Genomic DNA, 14,154 nt, shown 5'->3' with positions numbered 1-14,154 from the left:
AATTAAATGAGTTAATACACGCATACCCATCCAAATGAGTTAGTTGGCAGGCGAGAGGAAAGATGGCTTCATTAATCATAGAACGCGCAAGAGCAGCACTTAAAAACGCATTTGTCGGCGACGCACTCGCTATGCCAGTGCACTGGTTTTACAACCCAGCTGATATCTATAAAGCATTCCCATTAGGAATAGAACAATTTGAGGATGCGCCATCCTTTCATCCCTCTTCAATAATGTCGCTACACTCCACGCAAAAAGGTGGACGGGCAAACAAAGCATCAGCTAGCCAAAAAGAGATAGTGGGTGAGGTCATTCTAAAAGGAAAAAGACAGTACTGGGGTAAAGACAACGTTCATTACCATCAGGGAATGAAAGCAGGTGAAAATACGCTTAATGCCCACTGTGCTCGTATCGTTCTAACATGTGCCCTTAAAAGCTATGATGCAAACGAGTTTTTAAACCAATATATTAGCTTTATGCGCGCTGACGAGCCTAGTCATCCAGACACCTATGCCGAGTCTTATCACAGAGGTTTTTTCGCAAATCTCGTACAGGGCATTCCGGCAGAAAAATGTGGAGCGGTTACCCACGATACAGCCTCAATAGGCGCATTTGTATCAGTAACCCCTCTAGCGATAGTAGAAGCTGCTAAAAATACCGCGCTTAGCGATATCAAACACCTGTGCCGTGAACATTTGTATTTAACTCATCCCGATGAGTCCTTAGCTTCAGTCTGTAATTACTATGTAGGGCTGATATACAAATTGGTTCACCGCCAAGATGAATCACCCAAGGATATTCTAGAAGAGATTGCGAGTAAGTCAGCAGGGGTGGACTTGGCTGAGCTTAAGGCAAAGAACAAAAGCGATATTGAAGTTGTAGGGCGCATGTATTCGCCAGCGTGTTATATTTCAGACGCGTGGCCCGCTGTTTTGTATTTCGCATACCGCTATGCAGATAATCCGAAAAGAGCGCTTATAGCAAACACTAATGTGGGCGGTGACAACGTGCATCGCGGTTTTGTTTTAGGGGCCATACTAGGTTTAATACACGGAGCAGAGATAACCCCATGGTTTAGTGAATTAACTGATGCGAAAAAGCTAAACTCGCTAATCGATTCTCTAGCCGAGGAATAATTAGAATACGGAAGTATTGAAGTTTAAAGCTGTGTACTTTCAGGGCGAAGCGAATGCCTAACTTAGCGCTTTGTAAGCTACTAACTAACGATATTCGCTTCAGCCTAGTTAACTTTGTGGCAAAACCTTACAGCCTAACTGTTTGACCCGTTTTCGCCGCTTCAAATATGGCGTTAACAATCTCAATATCAGCAAGCCCTTCGCTACCGCTTACCATAGGCGGGCGACCCGTTAATATGGCTAAAGCGTCGTTATCCATTTGAAGCGTTTGCTGCATTCCGTCAATAGGTTGCAGTGTTTTCCCGTCAGAAGTTGTCCCCGTTACACCGTTGTAGCTCTGCATAGGTTTTAACTGATACCAACCGTCTTCACAGTCCGCTTTGAAATAATTAAACCCTTTTACTACGCTAGTGCCGCAATCGGCCACCAGCCCGTCACCAAAGTCCATGGTAAATAAAGTAGTTTCATCAACCTCGGTGAACTTGTTTGGGAAGCGCTGTGGAGGATGGCTACCGGTAACAGACAAAGGCTCTCGCCCAGTTAGGAAGCGCGCGCTGTTTATTGCATAAACGCCCATGTCATAAAGGGCACCGCCTCCCATATGCTTTTTCATGCGCCAGTTGTCTGCCGCCCTACCCTGCCCGGCATAACCCGCAAAGCTTGATACTGCCGTTATATTCCCATAAGGTTTCGTTTTTAGATACTGATGAAATGCGCGGGTATTAGGTTCGTGCTGCATGCGATAGCCGATAGACAAAGTCACACCATTTTTATTACAGGCGTCGATGATAGCTTGGCACTCCTCACTATCCATCGCCATTGGCTTTTCACACCAAACGTGCTTTCCAGTATTTGCAGCCTGCACAGCAAAGTGTTTGTGCGTACCTGTGGGCGTTACAACATAGATAACGTCAATATCATCATTATCAGCAATCTCAGCCATAGAACCGTATGTATATACGTTGGCGTCTTTTATGCCGTACTTTCTTTGCCACTTGGGAATTTTTTCTTCGCTACCTGTGATGATGCCTCGCAGCTCACAATACTCAGTGTGCTGTAGCGCAGGCGCTAATAAATTTGTGCTGTAATTGCCCAAACCAAGCAAGGCTACGCCTAGTTTCTTTTTAGCAGGCTGAGCAAGTAAAAAAGGGCTGTGAGCAACGAGTAAACCCGAACCCGCTATTTGAAGAAAATGACGACGAGTAATACGAGGCATTAGCCCTCTCCATAAGACAATAATCCATGTATGCTTTTAATAGTGCTTTACTTGTCTATACAGATCACACAAAGATGACTAAGAAGGATAAGAAAGCTCATGGTTGCGACTATATATTTAAGAGGTTATGAGTTCTTAGCTACTGTTTTAAAACCTTATCTGTTGGAGTTTACTCTTTCGTTTCGTAATACTTAGCACTGAACTTTAAACATGAAATTTTCGTAATATTTATACCGAAACCACACCAACATATGCGTGAAAAACGCTTCTCACCAAAGGCTAAGACATGGATAACGCTGGCTCTATCAATGAAAAACAAAAAAAGAATTTAACTGGCGCTTACCCTAAAATAGCCAAGCAAACTAAATTGCTTAACACCTTAGTAATCTTCGCTTTTATTTACACCATGTATTTAGCGAAATCACTTCTAATTCCACTGTTCTTTTCAGCTTTTATAGCCTTACTGTTAAGCCCACTTGTCGCCATCGCTAGAAAGGTATATGTGCCACGGACAATTTCGGCTGGCGCTCTAATAGTACTGTTGGTAGCCCCTTTTACTTTGTTGTCAGTACAGCTCGCTGAGCCTGCTGAACGTTGGCTACACTCCCTTCCTAAAATAGCTGCCGAAATAACAGAAGAAATAGAAGAAATTAGTAGCAGTATTGACGCCTTTACTACCCCTCCACCTCCTCCCGAGACCGAGCCCGAAGAAAGAGAGTCTTCGATTTTTGATTGGTTTGGCGACAAGGATGAACCCGATACGCCAGTGACTCAGTCTGATAAAACAAATTCAGTAACAGACAAAATTAAGCAGACCGGCATTGATATGGGTTTAACGCTTTTCAGCAGCGCGCCGTTTTTATTAGCGCAAATTCTGGGCTGTGTAGTATTAATTTTTTTCTTGTTAGTTTTTGGTCCTAACCTGTTTCATGTTTTCATTAGAGACTTCCCCGTGGTTACGGATAAAAGACGAGCATTAGTGTTAGTCGATCAAATTCAACGAGAACTCTCTTCATACATAGTAACGATTAGTATTATAAATACTTGTTTAGGGCTGGCTACTGCAGGCGCATTTCATTACTTTGGTATCGAAGATGCCTTATTGTGGGGGGCACTAGTCGCTTTAATGAACTTCGTACCCTATTTAGGTGGCGTTGCAAGCTGCGTTGTACTTCTTGTTGTGGGGCTCGTTCAGTTTGGGCTTACAAGTAGTCTATTTTTACCCGCGGGGGTCTTTCTTATTTTAAATATCACCGAGTCTCAGTTGATCACACCGGCTGTTTTAGGACGAAGTATGCAGCTTAACCCACTCATTATTATAATTTGGATAGCAATAACAGGTTGGTTGTGGGGCGTAATTGGTGTGCTGCTTGCTGTACCTATCCTAATGTGTGTGAAAATAATACTGGCAAACTTAGGGGTGTTTAACCACTGGATAAGGCTTATTGAGTCGAAGTAACACCTTTTTATCTAGCTAAAAATTTGACTTCCATTGCTATGAAAAAAAGGGGTCGTTGTAAAAAAGGCCTAATAAAAACATGTAAAAACGTTACATAGGCCTTTTATAGTAGGTGATAAAAGCTATTTGAAAAAAAGCTATCAATCAAAACAATATTGACTACATCCCTTTCGCAATCAAGAGTCTTTGTTGCTACGTTCGGTTAATATAAAAATGCCAAAAGGAGGTAGTTTCACATTACCATTGTTGATTTCGATGGATTGTGTGCTTACTCCATCAGCCCAAGCAAACAAACTGTAAGGCTCTGCAGGTAGATTAGATAACTGGTAGTTATCTAATTCGTCGTTAGCAACATGAAGATAAATCCAAACTGATTCATTCTCAATACCATTAGAGCGGCGATAGCCCAGTACTTTATTCTCATTATCGCAATGAACAATGTCTGTGCGAGAGCCCGTCAAACCCGACGTAGCTTTGCTCTCGCCTTTTCGTAGTTGAACTAAACGCGAGATAGCTTTCAAATACTCGCCGAAGCTTTCTTGGCGCGACCAATCTAAGTCTTTTGTATCGTTAAACCAGCCAGTCTCTTTGAACTCCTGTCCCTGAAATAGCATAGGAATACCAGCGCTTGTAAGCACCAGCGTGGCTGCTAACATGCCTTTTTGACGCGCAAAATAATCGTCATCTACATTCCCAGGCGCAATTTCTTCCACCAAGCGGGCTTTACCATTCGCCACTTCATCGTGAGATTCTGTATAGACTACTCTCGAAAAGGCGTTGCCGCTATATTGTTTGCATAGGGCGCTAACAAGTACATCAAGATTGACGTTTTCATCGTTCGATTGAGTGAGCACTTCACGTACCGGGTGTACAAATGCAGCGTCCCATTGCGCCGTGTAACCACAACCACCTTCGTCTACAAGATTTGTAATGTAGTCGTGCTGATGTAAGTCTTCAGCAATTGTCATTTTTTCAGCGCATGCTTGTTGAATACGCCCATTTATTCCCTTAATGAGTTCATAAGCTTCTGGAATATCATCCTCTCCTGAATCTGCACCAGAGATGGTACGCATGAAAGGCACCATGTCCATACGCAAACCATCTGCTTTGAACTCTTGAAGCCACATCATGGCATTGTCGGTAATATAATCTCGCACCTCTTGACGGCCATAGTCAGGGCGGGTGTCACCCCAAGGGGTACTAGAACGCTCATCGTTATAGAAATAAATTCCGCCCTTGTCGTTCTCGCTCCAGCCATCAAATTGCCAAATATCCAAGTCACTAGGACCAAAGTGGTTGTAGACAACATCCATTATCACACCGATTCCCAGCTTGTGAGCAGCGTCGATAAAACGCTTAAGACCATCTGGGCCACCATAAGCTTCTTCAACAGCAAACGGGCAGGCTGGGTTATATCCCCAACTAATATCACCTGCAAATTCGTTCACCGGCATAAGCTCAATCATGTTTATACCCAGTGACGCTAAGCTATCTAACTTCTCTATCGCCGTGTCGAACGTACCCTGCTCGCCATTTTTACGGTGAAAGGTGCCAATATGAAGCTCATAGATAATTCGTTGATGAATAGGAACAGGCTTAAAGTCTTCTACTTCCCACTTGAAGCAATCATCATAAATAACGCTATTACCAACACTATTGGTCATTAACCTCGCCCTAGGGTCGTTCTTCAATACGCAATCACCCTGAGCATTAGTTATTTCATACTTGTATTCATGACCACCTTTGGCATCATCGGTTTCACAACACCACACACCGTTGTCCTGTCTCCGCATACTGATGCCTGGGCGATTCCAGTCATTGAAATCTCCGGTAAGTGAGACGCTTTTTGCATTAGGCGCCCACACGGAAAAACGATATCCATTTTGTGTTTTTACTACACCTGGACCTATTGGATTTTCACACATTTTATTAGCGCTCCAACGCGAAGGGTTGAATAAAAAAGAGGATTGCATCGCGAAAGTAGCGACGACTCAAATAGAGTCCGTTGGATGTGCAACTCAAATGCCAATAACAAGTGTGGCTGAGCCCTTATAACTCAAGAGTTACTAATGCTGCGTCACCCTGTGCCGTTTAATTTTGCGTAGTTTTTACACATTGCTTGGTAAAATTGGTGATGAGTAAGTTAGGTACTGACTGCATCTGGGTAAATGTAATATCAATAAGAAGAGTTGTACCTCCGCTAGCTAGCCACCCCTTACGAGTTCACGCATTGCATAGCGGTTTAACTTAATAACCGCTATGCAAAGTAACAATATGAGAAGATGTAATAAGTGAGTTTTATTTAAGGTGTTTCTACATAAGGAATGAAGCGACCTAATACAATAACGCTCATCCATAGCGCTATAGATAACCAAGCCACTACCGCTGCTTCTTTGCCTATCGTTGGTGGCTGGTGAGTCTTATGTAGCTGCGGTTTTACTCTTTTTACAAAGTAAATCGTATTAACACCAGCTAGTCCGATAGCCAGCATCTTAAGCCCGAAAGCAAGGTTGACTAGGTATCGTCCAGGGTCGCCTACTACAAATAAAACCCCCGATATCAAATTAATAGCGAAACCGATAAGGGCAAAACGGAGAAACAACTCAACATTGTTTAGCGGAATTTTTTTGGCAACACCTACAAGCCTTAAATCGACGACAAGTAAAGCCCCAAAAAGCATGCTTAAACCTAAAAAATGTGCCATTTCTAATATTGGAAATACTACAGCATTGTCCATAACGAAATGATTAAGCTGGCTTGATTGTAATGTCTCGATCACTGTGGATAGAAAAGTATTCATTTTTACGCCCCTAACCTGTGTAGCCAATCAAGCGGCCAGCAATAATAGCAAACACCCAACAAAGCAATGCGACGACAGCCAGCGTCTTATGCCTTTTATCGTTTTCGCTTGGTGATGACATCGCTTTTTTGACCATCAACTTAGTAAAAGTAAGTCCCAAAATGACCATTACAATTTTTACTCGAAAAGCTAAGTTGAAATAAAGCTCGGAAGCGTTTCCTAAAAACAAAGCTGAACCCGATAGAAAATTAATCACGAAACCAATCAAGCCTATCGACCAATAAGGAGTAAAAGATGAGAGAGGTATCCTTGATGCAAATCCTAAGACACGAGCACATAACATCAATGAAACGCCCACCATAATCGCCATACCAATTGCATGCAGCGACAGGATAATGGGATATCCCCATTGCGTGCTCGATACAGTTGTTCCAATTTTTGTCTCTTCAAACCAATACAAAAGAGGTTTTACCGATTGACCTGCTTCAACTTTTTCTGAGGCGCGTGTTACACCTACACCACCTAAGCTGTCTGACCCTCGTTCAGCGGTTAGGTCTTCACATTCGTAGTCTATGTATTTGTCATTGGTGAAGGTTACCTGATCTTGCCCTTCCATTGGTGACGCTAAAAATAGTGGGTCTGTTATCGTATATTTTCTGGTTAAAACAGTGCCATCTTCACTTAGCGTAAATCGCTCTACTATAGTCATTTGTGTACTGTTCTTAGCTGGAGAAGGTGGGCCTGGTCTTCCCGCAGGGCGACTTCTCCCCTCACTAGGCAGGCCTTGTTCACCGTCTGGGCGTGGTGGCCGGTTTGCCCTTTCTTGCCCCGGTGGCGGGCCGCCAGGATTACCTCCAAGAGGCGCCATTATCCACCCTTCATCAAACCCTGTGGTTGTCACGACTAATTCATCGCCTTCCCAATGTCCTGTAGAAAAACCGGCACGATTAGGCTGGTAGTCTTTTGGAATAGTAGTGCCGTCTAAGTAAATCGTACGTTTCAAATTCATGAAGCCGTAAGTCAACGTAATTCGTTTATCTGTTTGGTCAATATGATTGACCATCATATCGAACCACCAGTCCATGATGATATTGGTAGGCTTACATTGGTATCGAGGGTTGTCTGCTGATGTCGCCCCTTCAACCGCTTTTTCTCCAGCAGGTGTTAGCATAGCTCGACTACCTCCTCCACCGGGAGGGCCTTCGCTTGAGCGAACCATGACCCAATTTCCAGCCATATTCAACGAACCATCTTCGCGAAGACGCTCACGCGAACTTAGGTCTACGGTCTGCTCTGGTGACGCGGCGTCAAGATGGTCGTCCTCATCATGGTGCTCGTCATCATCATGATGATCGTCCTCGTCATGGTGGTCGTCCTCGTTATGAAGGGCTTCTTCTTCATGATCTTCTGCACTATAACCTTTTGACGGCTCGTTTTTTACAGCACCTTCACCGTTTTCAAAAACGCTACCATTTTCATCAAACTCGCTGTTTCGAAATGCGACAACACCATTTTCAAAGGTGATTTCTTTCATGTAACAAGTAGTAGGATCGGTTCTGTCTGGTGAACCTTTGATGGAAATGAAGCTACCCGTTTTAAAGAGCGACTGAGTCCAGCCTCTTCGCTTTAACAAAGAACCAGACTGTAATTCGCACCGTTTGTTCGTAACCTTACCGGTTTCATCAATTGAGTCGAAATACACGTAAGCATGTGGGTTAACAAGACGAACCCTAGTAATGTTACCGCTAAACTCGACCGTTGCATTGGTATCGAATTGTCCGCTACTTCCGTGGTGGGCATGTGCTGATAACGAGGTTAATAGCGCAGCAAAAACACATAAATAAGCAAGGTGCCGCATTACTTTTTCCTTGATAAATAGTTTTGTTCGGGTCACTTGTCACCTAGATTGGAAATGGTTTACAAGGTCAATGATATGTCTTTGGTTTGTAGGTAGATCATAGTAAATCGGATCTCCTCTCACCATAGGAAAAGTGTAAAGACGGGTTAAATTATACGCTTAGCACTACAGACAACTTTTCCAGTTTAACTACTCACTCCTACCTCATTTTTAGCGACCATTCACTTTCGGAATACCTTTTTAACACCTAGTTAGCCTCTTTCCGTAAAGTTCCGTAAAAGAGGTAAACCTGCGTAAATCCACTTGACCATTCCGACCGAAAATCACTCAAATAGATTTATAAATCATTAGCTTATGTAAATTCGAATTTACACTAATGAAATACAAATGAAATATAAAAGACGAACAATTGCGGGCTGTGGAAAACAGAGGCTTTTTACCTCTCTACTAAATACGTATTAGTACCTAGCGCATTGGTATCGACAACAAAATACAAACCTAACTTTCATTAACAAAGAGAAGCACATGATTAAAAAAACTTCGCTTAGTCGCATTGCGATGGCTGTCGCACTGTCTATTGGTGTTACCGCTACAGCGGTCGCAGCCACCGGTCAATCTTCCGCAATGCGCGGTACAATTGTTGGTCCGCAAGGTAATCCAGCTGCAGGAAGCGCTATTACCATTATCCACCAGCCTTCAGGTACTGTAAAAGAAGTCACGGTTAACGAAGATGGCGTATTTTCAGCCCGTGGTTTGCGCGTTGGTGGCCCTTATATGATTATTGTTGAGTCAGATAAGTTCCAAGGCCGCGTTATCGAAGATGTTTACTTAGAGTTAAATGACACCTTCGAGCTAGATACAGCGCTGGAGTCTGCGTCCAGTATTGAGCGTGTGACGGTTACAGGTAGTCGAGATTTTTTTGCGAATAATGGCTCAAACTCAGTCTTCGGAGAGTCCGCCATTTCCAACATGCCTACATTTAATCGCGATATCAAAGACATTGTACGCTCGAACCCACTGGCAGTGGTAAGCGCTGACGGAGAAGAATTGAGCATTGCTGGCTCAAACCCTAAATACAATACTTTCACCGTAGACGGTGTAGGTGTTAACGACACCTTTGGTTTGCAGTCAAACGGATACCCTACTTCTCGCCCACCTGTTTCGTTAGACGCTATTAGCCAAGTGTCTGTTGAGTTTACCCCTTTTACAGCTCGTGCCGGGAAGTTTGGTGGTGGTAATGTAAACGTGGTGACAAAATCTGGTACAAATGACTTTCATGGTACTATGTTTTATGAAGAAGTCCCTTTTTCAGGCACGGCCGAAGACACAAAGCTTTACAATACAGAATATGATGTTGATAACGAAGAGTCCTCATATGGTTTCACGTTAGGCGGACCGCTCATAAAAGATAAACTTTTCTTCTTTGGTTCTTATGAAAAATGGGAAGAAGAAATAGATACAGGCTTTAATGCTTCCGCTTATCCATCAGAATTAGTCACCGCAGCAGAGAACGTCATTACTGCTCTTAGTGAAACATACGGATTGGAAGACTCGATTGCTGGCGCGCCCGACGCCGATGAAGATGAGAAGTTCTTGGTTAAACTAGACTGGAACATCAATAACCATCATCGTGCTGACTTCACCTACAGCTATCAAGAAAATACCGCGGCACAAAACTACAATGACGATGCCGAAGAAGTGCACCTTACCTCCAACACCTGGACACTTGCCCAAAAGAATACTTACTACACCACGCATATCTACTCAGATTGGACCGATAATCTTCAAACTGAGATAAGTGTATCTTACAAAGAATTTGAGCAAGCCTCTGTTACCGCTTCAAATTGGGGTGAAATCAACATAGATACTGCAACGGGTACCGATAACGGCTACTCTATTGTTGCTGGCGTAGATGAAAACCGCCACGCCAATGTACTAGAAAATGAAGTATGGAACTTTGCGGCTCACGCCACCTACCTCGCCGGTGATATTGAATATAAGTTTGGTGCCGAAATTGAGAATACATGGAACTACAACCTGTATGGTCGTGATTCATTGGGCACATGGTACTTTGACGATGTCGAAGGTTTTGCTAACCAAGATATTTCGTTCTTCGAATATGCAAACGCATATACCAATTCTGTAGATGACTTGGCCTATGATGTAGAAAGCACGGTCTACGCGCTTTATGGTGACGCAACCTTTGAGTTATTCGAAGACTTTATGGTAACTGGTGGCCTTCGTTATGAGTACCTTACGGTTGAAGACTCACCGCAACTTAACGATAACTTTGCTAATACCTATGGGTTTGCTAATACTGAGAACCTAGATGGCTTTGATATTGTCTTACCTCGACTAAGTTTCAACTGGACGCTTAGTGATAAGCTTACGCTTCGCGGTGGTGTAGGACGCTTCTACGGCGGTATGCCATTGGTGTGGATATCTAACGCTTATACCTCTGATGGCGTCACAAACGATTCAATCACCTTTTCAGATTTAGACGCTACCTCTGTCGACTTCACATCAGTTCCAACTGAAGCGCAAAGTGCGCTAGTACAAGGTGCTGGTAGCACAAACAGTATCGATCCTGATTTTGAGCTACCCTCAGACTGGCGCTATCAAATAGCGGCAGACTACACCTTCGATATTCCAAATGTGGGCGATAACTTTGCATGGACCACAGAGCTTACCTATGTTGACCGTAAAAATGCAGCCTATTGGGAAGATCTGTCTCGTGTAGACAACGGCAATAGTACAGTGGACGGTCGTATCATTTGGGACAACGTTTACGATGGAACTGAATATGCTGATAACTATGACATTCAGCTTACCAATTCTGACGATGGCGGCCGCAGCATTCTATTTACCACGGCATTGGCTAAGCAATGGGATAACGGCTTCAGCCTAAATGCTTCTTATACTCACCAAGATATTACTGAAGTTAACCCTGGTACAAGCTCTACTGGCGAATCAAACTATCAGTACGAAGTAACCGTAAATCGTAACGACCCGCTGTTAGGCACCGCATACTATGAAACTAAGCATCGCTTGTTGGTTAACTTAGGCTATACCCATCAATTCTTTGAAGGATATAACACTAACGTTAACTTATTCTTTGAGCGCCGCTCAGGCCAACCATTCTCATGGGTACTCGGTTCATACCAAGACGGCGACTTAGGCGATCAAACCGCGTTTGACGATTCAGATATTTATCTACCTTATATTCCTTCTGGTGCAAACGACGCTGCGGTAGATTTCGAAAGTGGCCTAAGCTACGACGAAATTATGGCTATTGCAGAGCAAGCTGGTGTAGCAGGTTACGCTGGAGGCTACGTAGATAAATACGCTAACACGCAGCCTTGGGTTACCACTATGGACTTAGCGATTTCTCAAGAAATCCCGGGATTTGTTGAAGGTCATAAAGGCCGCATTTATCTAAACATCGATAATTTTGCAAACTTGCTGAATGACGACTGGGGTAAGGTTTACGAAATGACCTACCCTCAGCAGATTTTGTTTGATTACGATGTGAATGAGGCAGGCCAATATGTTTATCAAGAAGCTTATGGCGGCACAGATACGCGCAACTACGATTCTTTCGACGAAGAGCAATCAACTTGGAGAATTAAGGTTGGCGTTAAATATACGTTTTAATGCTGCTCTTAAAAGCACTATTTAATTGCTTCTAACGTAACCGCAAGGCTTACAGACGTAGTTGAAAATAAAGCATCGCCCTACATAAACCCAAGGCGATGCTTTTTTCGTTGCGTTAACCGCTGCAATTAGTGAACTACCGCGTCACGCAGACTACTACACCCTTGGGCGCACCGCATGCAGTTCAAAATCTACTGTGCCGTTTTTAAGCTTTTCGAGCTGCGCTGCATATTCTGATGAAGCAAGAACCGCCTCAATATCATTCGCGCTATTCCACTCTAGAATCACAATCTGCTGTGGCGCTACAGCATAGGGGTTATGATCACTTAGTGATATATCCTGAGTTATGGATATCACTTTACCGCCCAACGCTTGCGCTTTTTTCGCAAAGCTGTCGATAAAATCATAATAGTTGTTAGGTGCTTTTGGGTTCACCCAGGCCAATGAAACTGAATATATCTTGTCTGTCGAAAATGTCAGCGTGGTAGGCTTAGTTACTTCATAGTCATAAAGCTTTAACGCTTCCCAAGCCTCTCTTCTTAACGCCTTTATTTCGCTAAAAAGTGGTAGCGATTGAAATGATTTTTGCGCGTTAAGTGAAGGCCACTGACTTACCACAAATACGTTAGGACTAAATGTTCCTATTAGCGTTTTTTCAACGACAAGCACCCCATGTTGGGTATATCCATATTCGCGTGCTGTTGATGCTCCTAATTCAAAATACTTATCACGCAGCGGCCGTTTTTCCGCTTCAGTTACAGGTGCAATAAGCTGCATCACCGCGCCTGGATTAAAATGCACCGACAGCGTTTTCTCTTTTTCATTAGCTATTACGGGTGAAGCAAACAAAACACTCAACAACCCAAAACTTAAAGCCATGAAATTTATTGAATTAAGTGACATTCAAACTCTCTCTGTGATAGTTAACTTTGTGGTTATGCAAATACATTAGCAACTGAAGCAACCCAAAACACGGTTTGTTTTTTACTCACAATGGTGCATTATTGTTCCATGAAAGATTGGAACGATTACGCATTAATTCTTGCCCTTCACAGGTCGATAACCTTAAGAGCGGCCGCTGTAGCTCTAGGAACCACTCATACCACGGTGGCAAGACGCTTGGCATTATTGGAAAAACAATATAGCGCCAGTATTTTCGAGCGTATTCCAGGCGGGTACCGCGCTACCCCTTTTGGCGAGCAGCTTGTCGCCACCGCAATGCAGGTTGAAAATGTAGTTCGCGAGTCAGAACGACTTTACTGCGCAAGCAATGAAAAGCTCGCAGGCCCAATAACGCTCTCACTGGGCGAGCCCATGTCGCAGTTTTTATTAGCCAAAGAACTCGGTGAGTTCACTCGGCTATATCCGTCTATTCAATTAAAAGTGAAAAGCTCCACAACGTTCGCCGATTTAGACAAAGGTGAGGCGGATGTCGTAATACGCGGGGCACCTAAATTACCAGAACACTTAATTGGTAGGCGACTTTACAAGCTAGGCTTGTGCTTTTATGCACACAAAGATTACTGTGAAAATACGCCCCGTAAAGACTGGCGCTGGATTGCGCCGTTAGAGAATGAAGTTTGGCCGCAGTGGCTAGCACAATCGCCTTACCCAGAGGTAACAATTGGAATAGCAATCGATGACATCATCTCTCGATATCACGCTATATTAAACGGCGTAGGTATGGGAAGAGCAGCATGTTTCATGGGCGACCCACACCCCGACCTAGTGCGATTACCGGGCAGCGCGCCCGTTTTGAAATACGATATTTGGCTTCTCACCCACCCTGATTTGTATGAACAGCCCAAAGTAAAATTGCTGATGCAGTTTTTAACCGATGCGTTAATGGCTAAAAAAACGCTCGTTGAAGGAGAGGCATAAGTCTATTTACGGTAAACCATTTAGCTGGCTTACTGCTGCAGAACAACGCTTTGTTTATAACAAACGGACCATATTAGCAGCTGCAAGCCCAAGCCTCCTTAAACAAAAGCGACCCACACTATAAGCCGCCCCTTATGGATATCGCATTAT

The 14,154-nt window shown here is 43.6% G+C and carries 9 protein-coding genes; 4 read left to right on the top strand and 5 right to left on the bottom strand.

Going from position 1 to position 14,154, the window contains the following annotated elements; translation table 11 throughout:
- The first annotated feature begins 62 nt into the window (after window positions 1–62).
- Window positions 63–1,136, top strand: coding sequence for an ADP-ribosylglycohydrolase family protein (locus E5672_RS08600; protein ID WP_136781823.1), 1,074 nt, complete (start codon window positions 63–65; stop codon window positions 1,134–1,136).
- A 127-nt stretch (window positions 1,137–1,263) separates the two neighbouring features.
- Here the strand turns inward: E5672_RS08600 and E5672_RS08595 are convergent, their stop codons facing one another.
- On the bottom strand, window positions 1,264–2,352 hold the full coding sequence (locus E5672_RS08595) for a Gfo/Idh/MocA family protein (RefSeq protein WP_136781822.1): 1,089 nt from the start codon (window positions 2,350–2,352) through the stop codon (window positions 1,264–1,266).
- 286 nt (window positions 2,353–2,638) lie between these two features.
- Between E5672_RS08595 and E5672_RS08590 the strand changes: the two genes are divergently transcribed.
- Window positions 2,639–3,811 carry an AI-2E family transporter gene (locus tag E5672_RS08590; protein ID WP_136781821.1) on the top strand — a complete coding sequence of 391 codons (1,173 nt, stop codon included), beginning with the start codon at window positions 2,639–2,641 and terminating at the stop codon, window positions 3,809–3,811.
- Between the two features lie 176 nt (window positions 3,812–3,987).
- On the opposite strand, the gene E5672_RS08585 is transcribed toward E5672_RS08590, so the two are convergent.
- The 3 genes from E5672_RS08585 to E5672_RS08575 form a co-directional block, all read right to left on the bottom strand.
- Window positions 3,988–5,736: an alpha-amylase family glycosyl hydrolase gene (locus tag E5672_RS08585; RefSeq protein ID WP_136781820.1), complete on the bottom strand. Its 1,749-nt coding sequence runs from the start codon at window positions 5,734–5,736 to the stop codon at window positions 3,988–3,990.
- A 377-nt stretch (window positions 5,737–6,113) separates the two neighbouring features.
- Window positions 6,114–6,611, bottom strand: coding sequence for a DUF6644 family protein (locus E5672_RS08580; protein ID WP_136781819.1), 498 nt, complete (start codon window positions 6,609–6,611; stop codon window positions 6,114–6,116).
- Between the two features lie 10 nt (window positions 6,612–6,621).
- Window positions 6,622–8,469, bottom strand: a complete 1,848-nt coding sequence (locus E5672_RS08575; RefSeq protein ID WP_240692193.1) for a DUF6152 family protein — start codon at window positions 8,467–8,469, stop codon at window positions 6,622–6,624.
- Between the two features lie 525 nt (window positions 8,470–8,994).
- On the opposite strand from E5672_RS08575, the gene E5672_RS08570 reads away from it, so the two are divergent.
- Window positions 8,995–12,123 (top strand): TonB-dependent receptor, encoded by a 3,129-nt coding sequence (locus E5672_RS08570; RefSeq protein ID WP_136781818.1) that lies wholly within the window; start codon window positions 8,995–8,997, stop codon window positions 12,121–12,123.
- Window positions 12,124–12,279: 156 nt separating this feature from the next.
- On the opposite strand, the gene E5672_RS08565 is transcribed toward E5672_RS08570, so the two are convergent.
- Window positions 12,280–13,026, bottom strand: a complete 747-nt coding sequence (locus E5672_RS08565; protein WP_136781817.1) for a hypothetical protein — start codon at window positions 13,024–13,026, stop codon at window positions 12,280–12,282.
- 108 nt (window positions 13,027–13,134) lie between these two features.
- Between E5672_RS08565 and E5672_RS08560 the strand changes: the two genes are divergently transcribed.
- The gene (locus tag E5672_RS08560; protein ID WP_161569383.1) at window positions 13,135–14,004 is read left to right on the top strand and encodes a LysR family transcriptional regulator; all 870 of its coding nucleotides are present in this window, start codon (window positions 13,135–13,137) and stop codon (window positions 14,002–14,004) included.
- The last annotated feature ends 150 nt before the right edge of the window (window positions 14,005–14,154 follow it).

This window comes from Alteromonas portus, assembly GCF_005117025.1.
GTDB classification, from domain to species: domain Bacteria; phylum Pseudomonadota; class Gammaproteobacteria; order Enterobacterales; family Alteromonadaceae; genus Alteromonas; species Alteromonas portus.
The sequence above is the reverse complement of the archived record's forward strand: the minus strand, read 5'-3'. Positions and strand labels throughout refer to the sequence as shown.

What these genes read in the sequence shown, in the direction of transcription:
- E5672_RS08600 (WP_136781823.1), top strand. Translation starts at nt 63, where the DNA reads ATGGCTTCATTAATCATAGAACGCGCAAGAGCAGCACTTAAAAACGCA.
- E5672_RS08595 (WP_136781822.1), bottom strand. Translation starts at nt 2,352, where the DNA reads ATGCCTCGTATTACTCGTCGTCATTTTCTTCAAATAGCGGGTTCGGGT.
- E5672_RS08590 (WP_136781821.1), top strand. Translation starts at nt 2,639, where the DNA reads ATGGATAACGCTGGCTCTATCAATGAAAAACAAAAAAAGAATTTAACT.
- E5672_RS08585 (WP_136781820.1), bottom strand. Translation starts at nt 5,736, where the DNA reads ATGTGTGAAAATCCAATAGGTCCAGGTGTAGTAAAAACACAAAATGGA.
- E5672_RS08580 (WP_136781819.1), bottom strand. Translation starts at nt 6,611, where the DNA reads ATGAATACTTTTCTATCCACAGTGATCGAGACATTACAATCAAGCCAG.
- E5672_RS08575 (WP_240692193.1), bottom strand. Translation starts at nt 8,469, where the DNA reads ATGCGGCACCTTGCTTATTTATGTGTTTTTGCTGCGCTATTAACCTCG.
- E5672_RS08570 (WP_136781818.1), top strand. Translation starts at nt 8,995, where the DNA reads ATGATTAAAAAAACTTCGCTTAGTCGCATTGCGATGGCTGTCGCACTG.
- E5672_RS08565 (WP_136781817.1), bottom strand. Translation starts at nt 13,026, where the DNA reads ATGTCACTTAATTCAATAAATTTCATGGCTTTAAGTTTTGGGTTGTTG.
- E5672_RS08560 (WP_161569383.1), top strand. Translation starts at nt 13,135, where the DNA reads ATGAAAGATTGGAACGATTACGCATTAATTCTTGCCCTTCACAGGTCG.